This is a genomic window from Streptosporangium sp. NPDC049046 (assembly GCF_040649155.1).
Classification (GTDB): domain Bacteria; phylum Actinomycetota; class Actinomycetes; order Streptosporangiales; family Streptosporangiaceae; genus Streptosporangium.
The window spans coordinates 8,351-31,838 of the sequence record NZ_JBEZEZ010000043.1; the positions used below are offsets into that span (position 1 = coordinate 8,351).

Below are 23,488 nucleotides of genomic sequence, written 5' to 3' on the forward strand. Positions count from 1 at the left end.
TCGAGCCCGCGTCTGAACAATGTGAAGGGCCACTCTCATGTCTGAAGACCGGAAGCTCGTCGAATACCTGAGGTGGGTCACCGCCGATTTGCACGAGACCCGCCGGCGGCTCGAAGAGGTTGAGTCGGGCAGGCATGAGCCGATCGCCATCGTGTCGATGGCATGCCGCTTTCCAGGTGGGGTCGATTCTCCTGAGGATCTGTGGCGGTTGCTGATCGAGGGTGAGGACGCGATCTCGCCGGTCCCGGCCGATCGAGGCTGGGATGTGGAGCTGCTGTCCGGGATGGGCCTTGATGTTCAGGGTGGGTTCCTGGCGGATGTGGCGGGGTTTGATGCGGGGTTCTTCGGGATCTCGCCGCGTGAGGCGTTGTCGATGGATCCGCAGCAGCGGTTGCTGTTGGAGGGGGCGTGGGAGGCGGTCGAGCGGGCCGGGATCGACCCGCTCTCGCTCAAGGGCAGCCACACCGGCGTGTTCGTGGGCACCAACGGTCAGGACTACATGAGCCTGATCATGAACGCCCCGGCGGATGTGCAGGGCAATGGCGTCACCGGCGTGGCGGCCAGCGTGCTGTCGGGTCGGCTGTCCTACACCCTGGGGTTGGAGGGCCCGGCGGTGACGGTGGACACCGCGTGTTCGTCGTCGCTGGTGACACTGCATCTTGCGTCGCAGGCGCTGCGGTCTGGGGAGTGCTCGCTGGCGCTGGCCGGCGGCATCACGGTGATGACGTCGCCGATGGCGTTGGTCGGATTCGGCCTACAGGGCAGCGGGATGGCGCCCGACGGGCGGTGCAAGGCTTTCTCCGACGCCGCGGACGGCACCAGCTGGTCCGAGGGTGTGGGCATGCTGGTGCTGGAGCGGTTGTCGGACGCGCGCCGCAACGGTCACCAGGTGCTGGCGGTGATGCGTGGGTCGGCGATCAACCAGGACGGTGCGTCCAATGGGTTGACCGCGCCGAACGGTCCTTCCCAGCGGCGGGTGATCCGCCAGGCACTGGTCAGCGCCGGTTTGTCGTCGTCCGAGGTGGACGCGGTGGAGGCGCACGGGACCGGCACGGTTCTGGGCGACCCGATCGAGGCGCAGGCGCTGCTGGCGACCTATGGGCAGGATCGGGACGAGGATCGTCCGCTGCTGCTGGGGGCGATCAAGTCGAACATCGGTCACACGCAGGCGGCGGCGGGTGTGGTCGGTGTGATCAAGATGGTGCTGGCCATGCAGCACGGTGTGCTGCCCAAGACGCTACATGTCGATACTCCCTCCTCGCACGTGGACTGGTCGGCGGGCGCGGTGAAGTTGCTGACCGAGTCGGCGGAATGGCCGGAGACCGGTCATCCGCGCCGGGCGGGTGTGTCGTCGTTCGGGATCAGTGGCACCAACGCGCACGTGATCATCGAACAGGGGCCGGAAGCGCCGGAAGAAGAGGACGTTCCGCAGGACCGGGTGCCGGTTGCGGGTGTGGTGCCGGTGCTGGTGTCGGCGAAGACGGGTCAGGCGTTGCAGGTGCAGGCCGAGCGACTGGTCTCGCACATACAGAACCGCGGTGAGACGGCGCTGGTCGATACGGCGTTCTCGCTGGCGACGACGCGGTCGGCGTTCGAGCATCGGGCGGTGGTGCTGGCCGACGGTCGTGAGGGTGTGCTGGCCGGGTTGGCCGGTCTGGTCGAGGGCCTGCCGGGTGCGGGTGTGGTGCGCGGGGTGGCTGCGGGTGAGCCGCAGTTGGCGGTGTTGTTCACCGGTCAGGGCAGCCAGCGGGCCGGGATGGGCCGGGAGCTGTATGAGCGGTTCCCGGTGTTCGCCGAGGCGTTGGACGAGATGATCGCCGAGTTCGACCCGTTGCTGGACGGATCGCTGCGGCAGGTGTTGTTCGCCGAGCCGGGGTCGGCGCAGGCGGAGGCGCTCGATCAGACTGGGTGGGCTCAGCCTGCCCTGTTCGCGGTGGAGACGGCGCTGTTCCGGCTGGTGGAGTCCTGGGGGGTGCGGCCCGATGTGCTGGCCGGGCACTCGGTCGGGGAGATCGCGGCGGCTCATGTGGCGGGGGTGTTGTCGCTGCAGGACGCGTGTGCGTTGGTGGCGGCGCGGGCGCGGTTGATGCAGGCGTTGCCTGCCGGTGGGGCGATGGTGGCGGTGCAGACCTCCGAGGAGCAGATCGCCGCCCTTATCGCCGGACGCGAGAAGGAGGTTGCGGTCGCGGCGGTGAACGGCCCCACGTCGGTGGTGATCTCCGGGGCCGAGGAGGCGGTGCTGGAGGTGGCCGCCGCTCTGGAGGAGCGGGGGATCAGGACGAAGCGGTTGCGGGTGTCGCACGCGTTCCATTCGCCGTTGATGGATCCGATGCTGGAGGAGTTCCGGGCGGTGGCGAGCAGGCTCACCTACGGGGCGCCGAGGACTCCGATCGTGTCGACCCTGACCGGGCAGGCGGCGACAGCCGAGCAGCTGTGCTCGCCGGACTACTGGGTCGAGCAGGTCCGCGGCGCGGTCCGCTTCTCCGACGGCATCCGCACCCTCCACGCTCAGGGGGTGCGGGCCTACCTGGAGCTCGGCCCCGACGGGGTGCTGACCGCCATGGCCCAGGACACCATCGCGACCGAGCCGGAGGCACATGGACACGAGTCGCCTGCGGTGCTGGTGCCGGTGCTGCGCAAGGGGCGGGACGAGCACATGGCGTCCATGACGGCGCTGGCCGAGCTGCATGTGCACGGGGTGCCGGTCGACTGGCGATCAGTACTGCCGGGCGGGCACCGGGTCGACCTGCCCACCTACCCCTTCGAGCGCCAGCAGTTCTGGCCGGAGAACATCGGTTCCGGTATAGGGAACGTGGCGGCGGCGGGGTTGGCCGCGGCGGATCATCCGCTGCTGGGTGCGGTGATGTCGCTGGCCGATTCCGACGGGGTGGTGTTGACGGGTCGGTTGTCGGTGAGTGCGCAGCCGTGGCTGGCCGATCACGTGGTGGCGGGTTCGGTGGTGGTGCCGGGTTCGGCGTTCGTGGAGCTGGCGGTGCGTGCCGGTGACCAGGTCGGCTGCGAGGTGGTCGAGGAGCTGACCCTGGAGGCGCCGTTGATGTTGGGCGAGCGGGATACGGCCGTGGTGCAGGTGTGGGTGGGGGCTCCGCAGGAGTCGGGCCGTCGGAGCGTGAACGTGTATGCCCGCTTGGCCGAGGAGGTGGCGTGGGTGCGGTACGCGACCGGCACGCTCGCGGCCGGTGTTTCGGAGGTCGTGCCGTTCGAGGCGGCGGTGTGGCCGCCGGCTGGGGCGGTCGCGATCGAGGTGGAGGGATTGTACGAGGGGTTGGCCGAGGACGGGTTCGTCTACGGTCCGACGTTCCAGGGGCTGCGGGCGGCGTGGCACGGCGCCGACGGTGAGGTGTTCGCCGAGATCGTCCTGCCCGAGCAGGCGGCGTCGAGTGCGGGTTCGTTCGGGGTGCATCCGGCGCTGCTGGACGCGGCGCTGCACGCGGTGCCCTTCGCCGGGTTGGACGATTCCGAGGGCGGTTTGTTGTCGTTCTCCTGGGGTGAGGTGTGTCTGCACGCCGGTGGCGCTTCGGTGTTGCGGGTGCGGCTGGTCAGGACGGGGCTGGATGCGGTGTCGCTGAGCGCGGTGGACGCGGTCGGGGAGCCGGTGCTGTCGGCGCGGTCGGTGGTGTTGCGGCCGGTCTCGGCCGAGCAGCTGAGGGTCTCGGAGGGGGTTGGCGCGGGCTGGGGGTCGTTGTTCGGGGTGGAGTGGGCGCCGGCGGGTGCTGTGCCGAAGGTCGGTGGGGTGTCGGTGGCGGTGCTCGGTGCGGATGCGCTGGGTGTCGCGGCGGCGTTGCGGGCGGCCGGGGACGTGGTGCCGGTGCATGCGGATCTGTCCGCGCTGGCCGAGGCGGATCCGGTCCCGGGTGTGGTGCTGGTGGAGGTGGTCTCGGATCCGGCGGCCGGGGTGGTGGGGTCGGCGCATGCGCTGACCGCCTACGTGCTGGAGTCGTTGCAGGGCTGGCTGGCCGATGACCGGTTCGCCGAGTCGCGGCTGGTGTTCGTCACCAGGGGTGCGGTCGCGTCGGGTGACGGCGAGGTGGTGGCGGATCTGCCGGCTTCCGGGGTGTGGGGATTGGTCCGCAGTGCTCAGTCGGAGAACCCGGGCCGGTTCGTACTGGTCGACATGGACCAGGACCAGGCCTCGCTGTCGGCCTTGCTCGGTGTGCTGCCGGGAGTGTTGGTGGCGGGTGAGCCGCAGGCGGCGGTGCGTGGGGGCGAGGTGCTGGTCCCGCGCTTGGTGCGGGTGACATCCGGCAACGTCTCGGCCGACGTTCTCGCTGATGTCTCCGGTGATGGCGCCGACCGGGTCTGGGATCCGGAGGGGACGGTGTTGATCACCGGTGGTACGGGTGGTCTGGGTGCGTTGTTCGCGCGGCATGTGGTGGCCGAGCGTGGGGTGCGGCACCTGCTGTTGACCAGCCGCAGGGGGTTGGACGCTCCTGGCGCGGTGGAGTTGCAGGCGGAGTTGATCGCGCACGGCGTCGAGGTCACGGTCGCGGCGTGCGACATGGCCGACCGGGACGCGGTGGCGGCCCTGCTGGCGCAGGTCCCGGTCGAGCACCCCCTGACCGCGGTCATTCACACAGCCGGTGTGTTGGATGACGGGACGATTCCGTCGCTGACGCCGGAGCGGCTGGACGGTGTGCTGCGGCCGAAGGTCGACGCGGCCTGGCATCTGCACGAGCTTACCCGGGAGCTGGATCTGGCGGCGTTCGTGCTGTTCTCCTCCATGGCGGGGGTGGTAGGAGCACCTGGTCAGGGTAACTACGCGGCGGCGAATGTGTTCTTGGACGCGCTGGCCCAGGTGCGCCGGGCCGAGGGGCTGGCGGGGTTGTCGCTGGCGTGGGGTGCGTGGGCTCAGGACGCTGGGATGACCGGCACGCTGGGTGAGATCGAGATGCGGCGGATGGCGCGGGCGGGGATGCCGGCGCTCTCGGCCGAGCAGGGGCTCGCGGCGTTCGAGGCGGCCGCTACGACGGGTCACTCGCCGGTGGTGGTGATGCGATTGGATCTCTCGGTCCTGCGCACGATTCCCGAGGTGCCGCATCTGATGCGTGGCCTGGTGCGCAGGGGGCGCCGCCTGGCGGTCTCCGCGTCGGCGGGTGGGGATTCGGAGTTGGTGCGGCGGTTGGCGGGGCTGGACGAGGCCGAGCAGGTTCGGCTGGTGGTGGAGTTGGTGCGGGCGCAGGCGGCGGTGGTGCTGGGGCACGACTCGGGGGAGGCCGTTCAGCCTGGGCGGGAGTTTCGTGAGCTGGGCTTCGACTCCCTGACCGCGGTGGACCTGCGTAACCGGCTCAACATCGCGACGGGGTTGCGGTTGCCGGCGACGTTGGTGTTCGACTATCCGACGCCGACCGTGCTGTCGCGGTTCCTGGTGTCGGAGCTGCTGGGCCGGCAGGACCTGGCGGCGGTCTCGGATGTGGTGGCCAGGTCGAGGACGTCGGTGGCGGACGATCCGATCGTGATCGTGGGGATGAGCTGCCGCTTCCCCGGTGGGGTGAACTCTCCGGAGGAGTTGTGGCGGTTGCTGGTCGAGGGTGAGGACGCGATCTCGCCGGTCCCGGCCGACCGGGGCTGGGACCTGGGGATGCTGTCCGGGATGGGCCTTGATGTCCAGGGCGGGTTCCTGGCGGATGTGGCGGGGTTTGATGCGGGGTTCTTCGGGATCTCTCCGCGTGAGGCGTTGTCGATGGATCCGCAGCAGCGTTTGCTGTTGGAGACGTCGTGGGAGGCGGTCGAGCGGGCCGGGATCGACCCGCTCTCGCTGAAAGGCAGCCACACCGGCGTCTTCGTGGGCACCAACGGCCAGGACTACACGAGCCTGATCGTAAGTACGCAGACGGATGTGCAAGGCCATGGCGTCACCGGTATGTCGGCCAGCGTGCTGTCGGGTCGGCTGTCCTACACCCTGGGGTTGGAGGGCCCGGCGGTGACGGTGGACACCGCGTGTTCGTCGTCGCTGGTGGCGATGCACATGGCGGCGCAGGCGCTGAGGTCGGGCGAGTGCAGCCTGGCGCTGGTCGGCGGTGCCACAGTGATGGCGTCACCGATGGGGGTCATGGGGTTCAGCGCGCAGGGCGGGTTGTCGCCCGACGGGCGGTGCAAGGCGTTCTCCGACGCCGCGGACGGCACCAGCTGGTCCGAGGGCCTGGGCGTGCTGGTGTTTGAGCGGTTGTCGGATGCCCGCCGCAACGGGCATGAGGTGCTGGCGGTGGTGCGGGGTTCGGCGGTGAACCAGGACGGTGCGTCGAACGGGTTGACGGCGCCGAACGGTCCGTCTCAGCAGCGGGTGATTCGTCAGGCGCTGGCCGGTGCGGGGTTGTCGCCGTCCGAGGTGGACGCGGTGGAGGCGCACGGGACCGGCACGGTTCTGGGCGACCCGATCGAGGCGCAGGCCCTGCTGGCCACGTACGGCAAGGACCGGGACGAGGACCGGCCGCTGCTGCTGGGGGCGATCAAGTCGAACCTGGGTCACACCCAGGCGGCGGCGGGCGTGGCCGGTGTGATCAAGATGGTCTTGGCTCTCCGGCATGGGGTGCTGCCCAAGACGTTGCATGTGGATGCGCCGTCGTCGCATGTGGACTGGGCTTCGGGTGCGGTGGAGTTGCTGACCGAGCAGGTCGAGTGGCCTCAGACGGGTCGTCCGCGTCGGGCGGGTGTGTCGTCGTTCGGGATCAGCGGCACCAACGCGCACGTGATCCTCGAACAGGGGCCGGAAGCACCGGAAGAAGAGGACGTTCCGCAGGACCGGGTGCCGGCTGTGGGTGTGGTGCCGGTGCTGGTGTCGGCGAAGACGGGTGAGGCGTTGCGGGCGCAGGCCGGGCGGTTGGCGTCGGTCCTGGATGGTGAGTCTGGTCCGGAGCTGGCCGATGCGGCGTTCTCGCTGGCGATGACGCGGTCGGCGTTCGAGCATCGGGCGGTGGTGCTGGCCGATGGTCGTGAGGGTGTGCTGGCCGGGCTGGGTGCGTTGGCCGAGGATCTGCCGGGTGCGGGTGTGGTGCGCGGGGTGGCCGGAGGCGAGCCGCGGCTGGCGTTCCTGTTCACCGGTCAGGGCAGCCAGCGGGCCGGGGTGGGCCGGGAGTTGTACGACCGGTTCCCGGTGTTCGCCGAGGCGTTGGACGCGGTGATCGCGGAGCTGGATCCGTTGCTTGAGGGGGTGGAGCGGGGATCGGCCGGAGGGTTGGGTGGCCGGTCGTTGCGTGAGGTGGTGTTCGCCGAGCCGGGGTCGGCTGAGGCGGAGGCGCTGGATCGGACCGGGTGGGCGCAGCCTGCGCTGTTCGCGGTGGAGACGGCGCTGTTCCGGCTGGTGTCCTCCTGGAGGATCCGTCCGAACGTGCTGGCCGGGCACTCGGTCGGGGAGATCGCGGCGGCTCATGTGGCCGGTGTGCTGTCGCTGCAGGACGCGTGTGCGTTGGTGGCGGGTCGGGCGCGGTTGATGCAGGCGCTGCCCGAGGGTGGGGCGATGGTATCGGTGCGGGCCTCCGAGGAGCAGGTCGCCGGGCTGCTGGCCGGACGTGAGGGTGAGGTGTCGGTCGCGGCGGTGAACGGCCCGTCCTCGGTAGTGATCTCCGGCGTCGAGGAGGCGGTGCTTGAGGTGGCCGCCGCCCTGGAAGAGCGGGGAGTGCGGACGAAGCGGCTGCGGGTGTCGCACGCCTTCCATTCGCCGTTGATGGATCCGATGCTGGAGGAGTTCCGCACGCTGGCGAGCAGGCTCACCTATAGGGCGCCGAGGACTCCGATCGTGTCCACCTTGACCGGGCAGGCGGCCACGGCCGAGCAGTTGTGTTCGCCGGAGTACTGGGTGGAGCAGGTGCGTGGCGCGGTCCGTTTCGCCGACGGTGTGAGCACTCTGCGCGCGCAGGGTGTGCGCGCGTATCTGGAGCTGGGTCCCGACGGGGTGCTGACCGCGATGGCGCAGGACACGCTGGAGGCGGACCCGGACCCGAGCACCGCGAAGTCCGGCTCGGATGTGGAGCCGGATCCGGACGTGGTACTGGTGCCGGTGCTGCGCAGGGACAGAAACGAGCATGAGTCCGTTACCGAGGCACTGGCTCGTCTGCACGTGCACGGGGTGCCGGTGAACTGGCAGGCGCTGCTCCCGCGCGGGCGCCGGGTCGATCTGCCGACCTATCCTTTCGAGCATCAGAGGTTCTGGCCTGAGGGCGGTTCCGGTGCGGGGAATGTGGCGGCGGCGGGATTGGCGGCGGCGGATCATCCGCTGTTGGGCGCTGCGGTTGGGTTGGCCGATTCCGATGGGGTGGTGTTGACGGGTCGGTTGTCGCTCTCGTCGCATCCGTGGCTGGCCGATCACGTGGTGGCGGGTTCGGTGGTGGTGCCGGGTTCGGCGTTCGTGGAGCTGGCGGTGCGTGCCGGTGACCAGGTCGGTTGCGAGGTGGTCGAGGAGCTGACCTTGGAGGCGCCGCTGGTGCTGGGTGAGCGGGACACGGTCGCGTTGCAGGTGTCGGTGGGGGCTTCGCAGGAGTCGGGTCGTCGGAGCGTGGGTGTGTATGCCCGTTCGGCGGATGCGGCCGAGGAGGTGGCGTGGGTACGGCACGCCAGCGGCACGCTCACGACCGAGGCGGCGGAGGTCGCGCCGTTCGAGGCGGCGACGTGGCCGCCGGTCGGGGCATCGGTGATCGAGGTGGACGGGCTGTACGAGGAGCTGGCCGAAGACGGTTTCGTCTACGGTCCGACCTTCCAGGGGTTGCGGGCAGCCTGGCGACGCGACGGTGAGGTGTTCGCCGAGGTGGCGCTGCCGGAGCAGGCGGCGTCGAGTGCGGGTTCGTTCGGGGTGCATCCGGCGCTGCTGGACGCGGCGTTGCACGCGGTGGCCTTCGCCGATCTGGATGATTCCGAGGGCGGTTTGTTGCCGTTCTCCTGGGGTGAGGTGTGTCTGCACGCGGGTGGGGCGTCGGTGCTGCGGGTGCGGCTGGTCAGGACGGGGCTGGATGCGGTGTCGCTGAGCGCGGTGGATGCGGCCGGGGGGCCGGTGGTGTCGGCGCGCAACGTGGTGTTGCGGCCGGTCTCGGCCGAGCAGCTGAGGGTCTCCGATGGTGTCGGGGCGGGCTGGGAGTCGTTGTTCGGGGTGGAGTGGGCACCGGCGGGTGCCGTGGCGCAGGCGGGTCAGGCGTCGACGCCGGTGGCGGTGCTCGGTGCGGATGCGTTGGGTGTGGCTCCGGCGTTGTGGGAGGCCGGCGATGTGGTGCCGGTGTATGCGGATCTGTCCGTGCTGGCTGAGGCGGGTCCGGTCCCGGCCGTGGTGATGGTGGAGGCGGTCTCGGATCCGGTGGGCGGGGTGGTGTGGTCGGCGCATGCGTTGACCGCCTACGTGCTGGAGTTGTTGCAGGGGTGGCTGGCCGATGATCGGTTCGCCGAGTCGCGGCTGGTATTCGTCACCCGGGGCGCGGTCGCGTCCGGCGATGGCGGGGTGGTGACCGATCCGGCGGCTGCGGCGGTGTGGGGCCTTGTCCGCAGTGCTCAGTCGGAGAATCCGGGCCGGTTCCTGCTGATCGACGTGGATGAGGAAACCCCGCTGTCGGGGCTGCCGGGGATGTTGGTGTCCGAGGAGCCGCAGATGGCGGTGCGCGGAGGCGAGGTGCGGGTTCCGCGCCTGGCACGGGTGGCGCCCGGTCCCGACCTGGACGGAGAGGCAAGTCAGGTCTGGAACCCGGATGGGACGGTGTTGATCACCGGTGGTACGGGTGGTCTGGGTGCGTTGTTCGCGCGGCATGTGGTGGCCGAGCGTGGGGTGCGGCACCTGCTGTTGACCAGCCGCAGGGGGTTGGACGCTCCTGGCGCGGTGGAGTTGCAGGCCGAGCTGATCGCACACGGGGTCGAGGTCACGATCGCGGCGTGCGACATGGCCGACCGGGACGCGGTGGCGGCCCTGCTGGCGCAGGTCCCGGTCGAGCACCCCCTGACCGCCGTGATCCACACAGCCGGTGTGCTGGTCGACGGGACGATCATGTCGCTGACGCCGGAGCGGCTGGACAGCGTGCTGCGGCCGAAGGTCGACGCCGCCTGGCACCTGCACGAGCTCACCCAGGACCTGGACCTGGCCGGGTTCGTGCTGTTCTCCTCGCTCGCAGGGGTGATAGGCAACGCCGGGCAGGGTAACTACGCGGCGGCCAACGTGTTCTTGGACGCGTTGGCCCAGGTGCGCCGGGCCGAGGGGCTGGCGGGGCTGTCGCTGGCGTGGGGTGCGTGGGCCCAGGACGCTGGGATGACCGGCACGCTGGGTGAGATCGAGATGCGGCGGATCAACCGGACGGGGATACCGGCGTTGTCGGCCGAGCAGGGGCTCGCGGCGTTCGAGGCGGCCACCGCGTCGGGCCGGGCGATGGTGGCGCCGGTGCGGCTGGAGCCGTCGGCGCTGCGGGCGATGGGCGAGGTGCCGCATCTGATGCGGGGCCTGGTGCGTGCGGGCCGCCGCCTGGCGGTCTCCACGTCGGCGGGCGGGGATTCGGAGCTGCTGCGGCGGTTGGCGGGGCTGGACGAGGCCGAGCAGGTTCGGCTGGTGGTAGAGGTGGTGCGGGCGCAGGCGGCGGTGGTGCTGGGGCACGACTCGGGGGAGGCGGTTCAGCCTGGGCGTGAGTTCCGTGAGCTGGGCTTCGACTCCCTGACCGCGGTGGACCTGCGTAACCGGCTGAATGTCGCCACCGGCCTGCGGTTGCCGACGACGATGGTGTTCGACTATCCGACGCCGGCCGCGCTGGCGCGGTTCCTGGTGTCGGAGCTGCTGGGCCGCGAGGACCTGTCGGCGGTCTCGGGTGTGGTGGCCGGGCCGAGGGCGTCGGTGGCGGACGATCCGGTGGTGATCGTGGGGATGAGCTGTCGCTTCCCCGGTGGGGTGAACTCGCCGGAGGAGTTGTGGCGGTTGCTGGTCGAGGGTGAGGACGCGATCTCGCCGGTCCCGGCCGACCGAGGCTGGGACCTGGGGATGCTGTCCGGGATGGGCATTGATGTCCAGGGTGGGTTCCTGGCGGATGTGGCGGGGTTCGACGCGGGGTTCTTCGGGATCTCGCCGCGTGAGGCACTGGCGATGGACCCGCAGCAGCGCCTTCTGTTGGAGGGGGTGTGGGAGGCGGTCGAGCGGGCCGGGATCGACCCGCTCTCACTCAAGGGCAGCTCCACCGGCGTGTTCGTGGGAAGCAACAGCCTGGACTACACGGGCCTGATCGTGGGTACTGAGGCGGATGGGCAGGGCCATAGCGTCACCGGTCTCTCGGCCAGCGTGCTGTCGGGTCGGCTGTCGTACATGCTGGGCCTGGAGGGCCCGGCGATGACGGTGGACACCGCGTGTTCGTCGTCACTGGTGACACTGCACCTGGCGGCGCAGGCGCTGCGGTCGGGCGAGTGCTCGCTGGCGCTGGCCGGCGGTATCACGGTGATGGCGTCACCGATGGGGGTCATGGGGTTCAGCGCGCAGGGCGGGTTGTCGCCCGATGGTCGCTGCAAGGCGTTCTCCGACAGCGCGGACGGCACCAGCTGGTCCGAGGGTGTGGGCATGCTGGTGCTGGAGCGGCTGTCGGACGCCCGCCGCAACGGCCATGAGGTGCTGGCGGTGGTGCGGGGTTCGGCGGTGAACCAGGACGGTGCGTCGAACGGGTTGACGGCGCCGAACGGTCCCTCCCAGCAGCGGGTGATTCGTCAGGCGCTGGCCGGTGCGGGGTTGTCGCCGTCCGAGGTGGATGCGGTGGAGGCGCACGGTACGGGTACCAAGTTGGGTGACCCGATCGAGGCCCAGGCGCTGCTGGCGACCTATGGGCAGGACCGGGGCGAGGATCGTCCGCTGCTGCTGGGCGCGATCAAGTCGAACATCGGTCACACGCAGGCGGCGGCCGGTGTGGCCGGTGTGATCAAGATGGTGCTCGCGATGCGGAACGGTGTGCTGCCCAGGACTCTGCATGTGGATGCGCCGTCGTCGCATGTGGACTGGGCTTCGGGTGCGGTGGAGTTGCTGACCGAGCAGGTCGAGTGGCCTCAGACGGGTCGTCCGCGTCGGGCGGGTGTGTCGTCGTTCGGGATCAGTGGCACCAACGCGCACGTGATCCTCGAACAGGGGCCGGAAGCACCGGAAGAGGACGTGCCGCAGGACCGGGTGCCGGCTGTGGGTGTGGTGCCGGTGCTGGTGTCGGCGAAGACGGGTGAGGCGTTGCGGGCGCAGGCCGGGCGGTTGGCGTCGGTCCTGGATGGTGAGTCTGGTCCGGGGCTGGCCGATGTGGCGTTCTCGCTGGCGACGACGCGGTCGGCGTTCGAGTATCGGGCGGTGGTGCTGGCCGATGGTCGTGAGGGTGTGCTGGCCGGGCTGGGTGCGTTGGCCGAGGATCTGCCGGGTGCGGGTGTGGTGCGCGGGGTGGCCGCGGGTGAGCCGCGGCTGGCGGTGTTGTTCACCGGTCAGGGCAGTCAGCGGGCGGGGATGGGCCGCGAGCTGTACGCGCAGTTCCCGGTGTTCGCCAAGGCCCTGGACGCGGTGATCGCGGAGCTGGACCCGATGCTCGACGGTTCGCTGCGTGAGGTGCTGTTCGCCGACCAGGCCGGGCTGCTGGATCAGACGGGCTGGGCGCAGCCGGCGCTGTTCGCGCTGGAGACCGCCCTGTTCCGACTGGTCGAGTCGTGGGGTGTACGGCCGGATGTGCTCGCCGGTCATTCGATCGGGGAGATCACGGCGGCTCACGTGGCCGGGGTGCTGTCGCTGGCCGATGCGTGTGCGCTGGTGGCGGCCAGGTCGCGGCTGATGCAGGCCTTGCCGACCGGCGGGGTGATGGTGGCGGTGCAGGCGACAGAGGAGGAGGTCGCCGAGCTGCTCGCCGGGCGTGAGAGCGAGGTGTCCGTCGCGGCTGTCAACGGTCCCACCTCTGTGGTGATGGCCGGTGTCGAGGAGCCGGTGCTCGGGATCGCCGCCGTCCTGGAAGAGCGTGGGGTGCGAACCAAGCGGTTGCGGGTGTCGCATGCGTTCCATTCGCCGTTGATGGATCCGATGCTGGAGGACTTCCGCACGCTGGCGAGCAGCCTCACCTACAACCCTCCGCGGGTTCCGATCGTGTCCACCCTGACGGGAGAAGCAGCCACGGCTGAGCAGTTGTGCTCGCCGGATTACTGGGTGGACCAGGTCCGTGGCGCGGTCCGTTTCGCCGACGGCGTGCGCGTTCTGCACGGGCAGGGCGTGCGGGCCTATCTGGAGCTGGGCCCCGATGGCGTCCTGACCGCCATGGCCCAGGACACGCTGGCGGCGGACCCAAGCTCCGACGTGGTGCTGGTCCCGGTGCTGCGCAGGGACCGGGACGAGCACGAGGTCGTCACCGAGGCGCTGGCTCATCTGCACGTGCACGGCGTACCGGTGCAGTGGCAGGCGGTGCTCCCGCGTGGACGCCGGGTCGACCTGCCCACCTACGCCTTCCAGCACCAGCGGTTCTGGCCCGAGACCGACGGCCTGGCCCAGGGCGCCGCCGCGGCCGATCCGGTGGACGCGGAGTTCTGGGCGACCATCGAGCGTGAGGATCTCCAGTCCCTCGCGGCGCGGCTGGATGTGGAGCAGGAGACGCTCAGCGCGGTGTTGCCGGCGTTGACGTCCTGGCGCCGAGCCCGGCGCGAGACGTCCGTCGCGGACTCCTGGCGATACCGCGTCATTTGGAAGCCGCTGACCAACGTCTCGGCCGCCGTCGTCCCGGGCACCTGGCTCGTCGTGGTGCCCGCGGAGCTGACCGGCGACGTCTGGGCGGAGTCCGTGGTCCAGATGTTCGGCGCGGCAGCCGTACGGCTGGACGTATCCGGACAGGACCGGGCCGCGCTCGCCGAGCAACTGCGCGAGAGCCTCGACGCGGAGCCGGCCGGGGTGGCATCGCTGCTGGCGCTGCGTGAGACCACGGAGCCAGGTGTCTCGGAGGGCTCGGCACTGACGTTGACCCTGCTGCAGGCACTGGGCGATGCCGGTGTCGAGGCGCCGTTGTGGTGCGTCACGAAGGGCGCCGTCTCGATCGGCCGGTCCGACACGGCGCCGAGCCCGGCTCAGGCGGGCGTGTGGGGCCTCGGCCGGGTGGCCGCGCTGGAGCACCCGAACCGGTGGGGCGGCCTGATCGACCTTCCCCAGACGCTGGACCAGCGGGTGGTGACCTGGCTGGCGGGCATCCTCACCGTTCCCGACTCCGAGGATCAGGTGGCGATCCGCTCGACCGGCGTCTACGGCCGCAGACTGGCCCACGCTCCCTACCAGGGCACCGACACCATGCCACGACCGCACGGCACGGTCTTGATCACCGGTGGCACGGGCGCGCTCGGTGGTCACGTGGCCCGGTGGCTGGCCGCCCAAGGCGTCGAACATCTCGTGCTGACGAGCAGGCGGGGCATGGCGGCCGACGGTGCGGCCGAGTTGCGCGACGAGCTGACCGCGCTGGGGGCCCGGGTGAGCATCGTGGCATGTGACGCGGCCGACGCGGACGCCCTCGCGGCCGTGCTGGCCGACATCCCGGCCGAGTGCCCGCTGACCGGGGTGGTCCATGCCGCCGGTATCAGCCCGGTGAACAGCCTGGACGGGCTGGACGCCGCCGAGCTGGCCGAGGTGATGCGGGCGAAGGTCCTCGGCGCGCTGAACCTCGACGCGCTGCTGGGCGACCGCGAGCTCGACTTCTTCGTGCTGTTCTCCTCGATCGCCGCGGTGTGGGGCAGTGGTGGCCAGGCCGCCTACGCCGCCGCCAACGCCTCCCTTGACGCCCTCGCCAGTCGGCGGCGTACGCGTGGAGTCGTGGCGACCTCGGTCGCCTGGGGCCCGTGGGCCGGGGATGGCATGGCCGCCGCCGACGGGGCGCAGGACTACCTGTCCAGGCGGGGCGTCCGGACCATGGCGCCGGGGGCGGCCGTCACCGCGCTGTGGCGGGCGGTCGCGCATCAGGACGCGAGCGTGGCGGTCGCGGACATCGCCTGGGAGCTGTTCGCCCCGACCTTCACCGCCGTACGGCAGAGCGCTCTGCTCGGCGACCTGCCGGAGGTGCGGAGTCTGGTTGAGGCAGGCCGTACGCTCCGGGAGGAAGAGCAGTCGGCCGTTTCCGCGCTCCGGGAGCGGCTGCGCGAGCTGGCGGCGGATGAGCGGTCGCAGGTCCTGCGGGGCATGGTCCGCGAGCAGGTCGCCGTGGTGCTGCGGCATTCCAGCGCGGAGGCGATCGAGGCCGAGCGCGCCTTCAAGGACCTCGGGTTCGACTCGCTCACCGCGGTCGAACTTCGCAACGCGCTCCATGCCGCGACCGGCCTGAGCCTGCCGGCGACGCTGGTCTTCGACTATCCGACGCCCGCCGTCCTGGCGGACTTCCTGCTGGCGGAGCTGCTCGGCGAGCAGGGGCAGGTGGGGGTGCCGTCGGCGGTGGTGCCGGTGGCGGACGATCCGATCGCGATCGTGTCGATGGCATGCCGGTATCCGGGTGGGGTGAGCTCTCCTGAGGATCTGTGGCGGTTGCTGATCGAGGGACAGGACGCGATCTCTACATACCCGGTCGATCGGGGCTGGGATGTGGAGACGGTATCGATGCTGGGCCAGGAGTGTCAGGGCGGGTTCTTGTCCGATGTGGCGGGGTTCGATCCAGGGTTCTTCAGGATCACGCCGGGTGAGGCGCTGGCGATGGACCCGCAGCAGCGCCTGCTGCTGGAAGGGGCGTGGGAGGCGATCGAGCGGGCCGGGATCGACCCGGTCTCGCTGAGAGGTAGCCACACGGGGGTGTTCGTGGGCACCAGTGGCCAGGACTACGGGAATCTGTTTCTGGAAGCCGGGGAAGAGGTGAGGCAGTACGCCCTCACCGGTACGGCGGCCAGCGTGCTGTCGGGCCGCCTGTCCTACGCCCTGGGCCTGGAAGGCCCGACGATGACGATCGACACCGCGTGCTCGTCGTCCTTGGTCGCCATACACCTGGCGGCGCAGGCGCTGCGTTCGCGCGAGTGCAGCCTGGCGCTGGCAGGCGGTGTCAAGGTGATAGCCACCCCGTTCGGGTTCTTCGGTCTCGGCGTGGAAGGCGGGATGGCGCCCGATGGGCGGTGCAAGGCGTTCTCCGACAGCGCGGACGGCACCGGCTGGTCCGAGGGGGTGGGCATGCTGGTGCTGGAGCGGTTGTCGGATGCCCGCCGCAACGGCCACGAGGTGCTCGCGGTCGTGCGGGGTTCGGCGATCAACCAGGACGGTGCCTCCAACGGCCTGACCGCGCCGAACGGTCCTTCGCAGCAGCGGGTGATCCGTCAGGCGCTGGCCGGTGCCGGGCTGACCGCCGCCGAGGTGGACGCGGTGGAGGCGCACGGCACCGGCACCAGGCTGGGTGACCCGATCGAGGCCCAGGCGCTGCTGGCCACCTATGGTCAGAACCGTGAAGCCGGCCAGCCGCTGCTGCTGGGCGCGATCAAGTCGAACATCGGTCACACCCAGGCGGCCTCCGGCGTGGCCGGTGTGATCAAAATGGTGCTGGCCATGCGGCACGGAGTGCTGCCCAAGACGCTGCACGCGGACGCGCCCTCGTCGCAGGTGGACTGGTCGGCGGGCGCGGTGGAACTGCTGACCGAGCAGGCCGAGTGGCCTCAGACGGGTCGTCCGCGCCGGGCGGGTGTGTCGTCGTTCGGGATCAGCGGCACCAACGCGCACGTGATCATCGAGCAGGAGCCGGAGGTACCGCAGGCCGAGCCAGGGGTGCGGGACCGGACGCCGGTGGCGGGTCCGGTGCCCTGGGTGGTGTCCGCCAGAAGTGACGAGGCGTTGCGTGAGCAGGCGCGACGGCTGGCGGCGCAGGTGAGTGCGCACCGCGAGTTGGACCCGGTGGATATGGGATTCTCGCTGGTCACGACGCGGTCGGCGTTCGAGCATCGGGCAGTGGTGCTGGCCGGCGATCGTGATGGTGTGCTGGCCGGTCTGCGGGCTGTTGCCGAGGATCTGCCGGGTGCGGGTGTGGTGCGCGGGGTGGCCGGGGCGGAGCCGCGGCTGGCGGTGTTGTTCACCGGTCAGGGGAGTCAGCGGGCGGGGATGGGCCGCGAGCTGTATGAGCGGTTCCCGGTGTTCGCGGAGGCGTTGGACGAGGTGTTCGCCGAGCTTGAGCCGCTGCTGGAGGAGTTCGACCGGAAGCCTGCCTGGGGGGCGGACAGCGAGGCGGCTGAGCGGGCGGGGCGTTACCGGGGTTGTTCGTTGCGGGAGGTGTTGTTCGCCGAGCCGGGTAGTGAGCAGGCGGGGTTGCTGGATCGGACGGGGTGGGCGCAGCCTGCGTTGTTCGCGGTGGAGACGGCGTTGTTCCGGTTGGTGTCCTCGTGGGGGGTTCGGCCACGTGTGCTGGCGGGGCATTCGATCGGGGAGATAGCGGCTGCGCATGTGGCCGGGGTGCTGTCCTTGAAGGACGCGTGTGTGTTGGTGGCGGGTCGGGCGCGGTTGATGCAGGCGCTTCCTGCGGGTGGGGCGATGGTGGCGGTGCAGACCTCCGAGGAGGAGGTCGCCGCTCTGCTGGCGGGCCATGAGGGTGAGGTATCGATCGCGGCGGTGAACGGTCCGTCCTCGGTGGTGATCTCCGGCGTGGAGGAGCCGGTGCTCGGGGTCGCCGCGGTGTTGGAGGAGCGGGGGATTAGGGCGAAGCGGTTGCGGGTGTCGCACGCGTTCCATTCGGCGTTGATGGATCCGATGTTGGAGGAGTTCCGCGCTCTGGCCCGTACGCTGACCTACAGCGCGCCGCGAATCCCGGTCGTCTCGAACGTGACCGGCGAGGTGGCCACGGCCGAGCAGCTGTGCTCGCCGGACTACTGGGTGGAGCAGGTGCGCGGCGCGGTCCGCTTCGCCGACGGGGTGCGCACCCTGCACGCGCAGGGCATACGGGCCTACCTGGAGCTCGGCCCCGACGGCGTGCTGACCGCGATGGCCGGCGACACCCTCGCCGCGCTCGCCGCATCGCCCGCCAACCGGCACCGGTCGGACACGGTGCTGGTGCCGGTGTTGCGTAAGGACAGGGACGAGCATACGGCGGCTACGGTCGCGCTGGCCGAGCTGTACGTGCACGGGGTTCCTGTCGACTGGCGGCTGGTGCTGCCGCCTGGCGGGCGCCGGATCGACCTGCCCACCTACGCCTTCCAGCGTCGGCGTTACTGGCTCGACGGAACCGGTTCGCCTACGGGGAACCCGGCGAAGACAGGGCTGGCCGCGGCGGTGGCTCTGGCCGATTCCGACGAGGTGGTGCTGACCGCTCGGGAGCGGTTGCGCGGGCTTGGAGAAGCGCAGCAGCACGAGGTGCTGCAGGAACTGGTGCAGCGTCATGCGGCTGCCGTTCTCGGCCACGGGGAATCCTCGGCCGTCGATCTCGAACATGATTTCTTCGAGCTGGGCTTCGACTCGTTCAGCGCGACCGAATTGCGTAACTCCCTCGCCAGGGCGGTTGGTTGGGAATTCCCGTTGATGGCGGTGTTCGAGAACAAGAACTCCGCTGGTCTCGCCCATTGGCTTCGGCATGAACTCGTCACCCGGACGAATGCCGGCGAGGCGACTGCGACCTCGATGGCGGGCCAGGTGAACGACACCTTGGCAGAGTTGTTCCGTGGCGCTTTCCGTTCCGGGAAAACGCAGGAGGCGTTCGAATTGCTGTATGCCGTGGCGAGGGCCCGGCCCACGTACGACGCACCTGTCGACCCGAAGGAAATACCCCGATCGGTGACGCTGGCCGGTGGCGCGACTCTGCCTCGCTTGATCTGTGTGAGTTCGTCCACGGTGACCGGTGGCGTTCACCAGTACGCGCGGTTCGCCGCGCACTTCCGCGGGGAAAGGCACGTCTCGGCGCTTCCCCTGCTCGGCTACGCCACCGGTGAGGGCCTTCCCGCCACGATCGATGTCGCCCTCGGGAGCATCGCGGAAAGCATCGTGCAGGCCAGTGAGGGGGAACCGTTCGTGCTCGTCGGTCATTCGGCCGGTGGCATTCTCGCTTACGGCGCGGCCGGTGTACTGGAGAAGTCGGGGATCTCCCCGGAGGCGGTGGTGATGATGGACTCCTTCCATCCCCGCGCGGGTGGCGATTCGCAGATGCTGTCCGAGCAGGTGCTGCAGTACATCATGCAGATGGAGACGGTTTTCGGCGGGTTCAACACCGCGCGACTGTCCGCCATGGGGCACTGGTCTGCCATTACGCACGGCATCGAACTGGCCGATGTGAGAGCGCCGGTGCTGTTCGTACAGTGCACGGAGCCGTTCTCCGAGGTCGAACCCGAATCGGATTACTGGCGGGCGACGCCGTTCGACCCATCGCATGCCATACGGACGATCGAGGCGAACCACTTCTCGATGCTCGCCGAGAAGGCAGAGGACACGGCCCGCCTGATCGACGGTTGGTTCCGCTCGGCACACTGACCGTCGCGTCACGTACGGACGCGGGCCGCTCGAAGAGGTGGCCACCAGTAATAGTAATTGTGCGAGTCGCTTCTGCGGTTCACTGTGCCCAGTGGCATCGCCGGGAGGGTTTGTCAGACCAATGGATCGTGCAGCTCCACCCAGTAGAGAACAGACGGACCACCGGCCGGTGGATGGCAGCTCAGCGGGTCTCGAACTGTCCACGTTGCGGCTTGAGCAGTCGGGCCGGGTGCTGACGGCGCGGGTGGACGCCCCGCCGTTCAACTACATGACCTTGGCGATGCAACGGGACTTCATCCGGCTCGTCGAGGCGGTGGAGCAGGACGCCTCGGTCGGCGCGGTCGTCGTCACCGGCGCGCGCCCCGGCCGGTTCATCACCCACTTCGACATCGCCGACCTCTCTTCGCAGGCGGACGGCACGCCGGAGATCTCCCGCGCGGTCGCTCAGAACCTGTACCGGACTGTGCGGACCATGACGGGCCGGGCGGGTGAACGTCTGATCGCCCGTTCCTCGCTCAAAGGACTGCTCGCGGTGACCCGGTTCCATGACATGGCGCTGCGGCTGATGCACTCCCCGGCGGTGTGGATCGCCGCGGTGAACGGGCCGTGCGGCGGCGGTGGCCTGGAGATGTCGGTCTTCTTCGACATGCGGGTGTCCGCCGACCGTGATGCCGGTTTCAGCCTGCCCGAACTGTCGCTGGGGCTGAACACCTCCCTGGGCGGGCAGCGGCTCGTCCAGCTCGTCGGGCCGTCCCGGGCCCTGGAGATGATGCTCGAAGCGCGTTCCTACACGCCGCAGGAGGCTCTGGAGCTGGGCCTGGTGAACCGGGTGGTGCCGGCCGAGGACCTGCTGGACACGGTGCGGCGGATGGCGGAACGCTATGCCAGGCGACCGCGGAAGGCCGTGGCCCTGCAGAAGCGGATCTTCAACGATGCCCCTTCACTCTCGGCCAGGGCCAGCCTCAACCAGGAGGCCGTCGCCGCGCTGATGAGCATGTCGTCACCGGTCACCCAGGCCGCCATGCGGCGGTGGGTGCGGATGCAGGAGGGCACCGACGGCGACTCGGTGTTCCTGACCCGGCCGGAACCCTGGACCGAGGGCACCGCGCTCGACATGAACGTTCCCGCGCACGGACCGACACCGTCATGACCGGTGCTCTCCCCGTCGCGACGGGAAGAGCACCGGCCGGCGGATCTCGCGGCCGAAGGTTCGAGCGCCCCAGCGGAGCGGCCTCGCGGCTGTCGCCCACGAATGCCGCACCGGTTTCCTGAAGCGTCAGGACGTGACGAGGAACTGGGTCGCGGCGAGCTCGCGGTAGAGGTCGTCTGCGTCGACCAACTCGTCATGGGTGCCGTAGGCGCGGACCCGGCCCGCCTCCATGAGGATGATCCGGTTGGCGCCGGTGACGGTGGAGAGCCGATGGGCGATGACCAGGACCGTGGTCTCCCGCGCCACCTCGGCCACCACCTCGCGCAGGCGCAGCTCGTTCACGGCGTCGAGCTGCGAGGTGGCCTCGTCGAGCAGCAGCAGACGGGGTTTGCGAAGCAGTGCCCTCGCGATGGCCACCCGCTGGCGTTCCCCGCCGGAGAGCAGGACGCCGCGGTGGCCGACAGGTGTGTCGAGGCCTTCGGGCAGGCGGGCGATCAGATCGTCCAGGCGGGTGCGGGCCACGGCGTGGGCGATCTCCTCCTCGGTGGCGCCGGGCGCGCCGAAGACGAGGTTCTCCCGGAATGTACCGGCGAGGACGGGGGCGTCCTGCTCCACGTAGCCGAGCGAGGCGCGCAGCTCGCTCAGCGGCCATTCGCGGATGTCCCGGCCGTCGATGAGGATTCGCCCGGCCTGTGGTTCGTAGAACCGTTCGATGAGCCCGAAGACCGTGGACTTGCCGGCTCCCGAAGGGCCGACCAGGGCGGTCATGCCGCCCGCGGGCACCTCGAAGTCCACCCGGTCGTGGACGATCGACCGGTTCTCGCCGTACCGGAAGACCACGCCGCTGAAGACGAGACCGACGGGGTCGGTGCTCTCCGGCTCCCGCGTCCCAGGGGTGGGCGGCTCGGACGGAAGCTCGGAGATCTCCCGGATACGGGTTATCGCGGCCAGGCCGTTCTGCATCTGGGTGAGGTTGTCGATCAGCGTCCCGATCGGGGAGACCAGGTAGAACATGTAGAGAAGGAACGCGACCAGCGACGAGATCTCCAACGCCCCGCCGGCGACGCGCGCGCCGCCCACCCCGAGCACGGCGAGGAACGCCAGCTGGGTGGCCATCCAGGTGCCGACGCTCGTGACCGAGGTCCACGCGGCGGCGGCCACGCCGCGGTCACGTGCCTCGGAGGCCGCGACGCCCACCACCGCGATCTCGCGTGCCTCGGCCCCGCTGGCCTTGACCGTGCGGAACGCCTGGAGCGCGCGGTCGAGTATGGAGCTCATCTCGCCGAGGGCGACCTGGGCCTGGAGCGACGCCCGGCCGATGCGCGGCACGATCGACGCCGCTATGAGGCCGATCAGGGCGACCACCGCGAGCGTGACCAGGAGGAGCAGGCCGTCGATGACGGCCATCAGCACCACCGCGCCCAGGAACATGAAGATCGCGTTCACCGAGCTGGCCAGCGCGTCCGTGCAGACGGCGCGCAGCAGCGTGGTGTCGGAGTTGACCCGGGAGAGCAGGTCTCCCGGCTTGAGCCGGTCCACGTCGGCCACCCTGAGCCGCAGGATGCGGTCGACGAGGCTCATGCGCGAGGTCAGCACGATGCCCTCGCCCATCCGCTCCAGCAGGAAGCGACCCGCCCCCAGCAGCAGGGCCGCCAGCAGGACCGCCACCGACAGCCAGAGGATCGGGCCGGCGAGGTCGCCACCGTTTCCGAAGGCGTCGATCACGCTCTTGGCGAGGATCGGCATCGCCAGCCCGGCGGAGCTCCCCACCAGGGTGAACACGCCACCCAGCAGCAGCACGCGTTTGTGCGGCCGGACCAGGTCGAACAGCGGCCGCCACGAGTTCCAACTGCCCAGGCCGCCGAGGCGCACCCGCCCGCGCGGAACCTTCTCCATCCGAGGCGCTGGTATGCCGCCTGCCTGCTGACCCCGAGGGTCTCCGCTGTCTGCGTCCATGACATCCTCTGTACGGCGCGTACCCGGCGCACCCGGACGGTGGCCGGCCGATCGACCTGGCGGCGCGACTCGGTGGCGGCGCGCAGTGACGGCCAGTGGTGACAGTAAACGGCGAAAGACCAGGAAATCACCGGAGTTCGTGGCCCATGGACAGGTCGGCGGCCTCGGGGCGGAACCCACCGGTCCGGCTTCTAGTGTTTTTGTGAGTCGCGATGGGTTTCACTGGTCCCGAGTGCTATTCGGCGAGATGAAGGGGTCAACGGATCGTGAGTATCGCGGACGACGTCAGCACCGCATGGGTCCGTCGCTACCATCCGGCGGCGGGGGCGGGTAAGCGCCTGGTGTTCTTCCCGCACGCGGGCGGATCGGCCAGCTTCTTCCGTCCGGCCTCGGCCAGGTTCTCGCCGGGCGCCGATGTGGTGGCCATCCAGTACCCCGGTCGGCAGGATCGGTTGCGGGAGCCGTGCATCACCGAGATCGGCACCCTGGCGGATCGGATCGTCGACGAGCTGATCACGCTGTCGGAGAAGCCGACGGTCTTCTTCGGCCACAGCATGGGGTCGGTGATCGGCTTCGAGGTGGCCTGCCGGCTGGAGCGCAAGGGCGTCAACGCGCCCCACACGCTGATCGCCTCGGGACGCCGTGGGCCGTCCACCTACCGGGACGAGTCGGTGCACCGGCGCGACGACGACGGCATCATCGCCGAGCTCAAGCTGCTGAACGGCACGGACGCCGGGCTGCTCGGCGACGAGGAGATCCTGCGGATGGCGTTGCCCGCGCTGCGAGGCGACTACCGCGCGATCGAGACCTACACCGGAGATCCCGAGCAGCGAATGAGTGGTTCGATCACCGTGCTGACCGGGGACGCCGACCCGAGGACGACGATCGAGGAGGCGGAGTCCTGGAGCCGGCACACCTCGGGGCGTTTCCGTATCAAGGTGTTCTCCGGCGGTCACTTCTTCCTCACCCGGCACCAGCAGGCGGTGAACGAGGAGATCGCCAGGGAACTCGGAGCGTAGCCGCGTCGGCCCGTCGCG

Annotated in this window: 4 protein-coding genes; 3 read left to right on the forward strand and 1 reads right to left on the reverse strand. The window is 70.2% G+C overall.

Features of this window, described 5'->3' with window-relative positions; all coding sequences use genetic code 11:
- Positions 1–37: 37 nt before the first annotated feature.
- Positions 38–19,345 (forward strand): type I polyketide synthase, encoded by a 19,308-nt coding sequence (locus tag AB0B96_RS37230; RefSeq protein WP_362906540.1) that lies wholly within the window; start codon positions 38–40, stop codon positions 19,343–19,345.
- A 169-nt stretch (positions 19,346–19,514) separates the two neighbouring features.
- The gene (locus AB0B96_RS37235) at positions 19,515–20,495 is read left to right on the forward strand and encodes an enoyl-CoA hydratase/isomerase family protein (protein WP_362906542.1); all 981 of its coding nucleotides are present in this window, start codon (positions 19,515–19,517) and stop codon (positions 20,493–20,495) included.
- Between the two features lie 126 nt (positions 20,496–20,621).
- Here the strand turns inward: AB0B96_RS37235 and AB0B96_RS37240 are convergent, their stop codons facing one another.
- Complete coding sequence (locus AB0B96_RS37240; RefSeq protein ID WP_362906544.1) at positions 20,622–22,391, reverse strand: ABC transporter ATP-binding protein; 1,770 nt, start codon at positions 22,389–22,391, stop codon at positions 20,622–20,624.
- A gap of 326 nt (positions 22,392–22,717) precedes the next feature.
- Between AB0B96_RS37240 and AB0B96_RS37245 the strand changes: the two genes are divergently transcribed.
- Entirely contained in the window at positions 22,718–23,470 is a 753-nt protein-coding gene (locus tag AB0B96_RS37245; protein ID WP_362906546.1) for an alpha/beta fold hydrolase, read from the forward strand.
- Positions 23,471–23,488 lie beyond the last annotated feature (18 nt).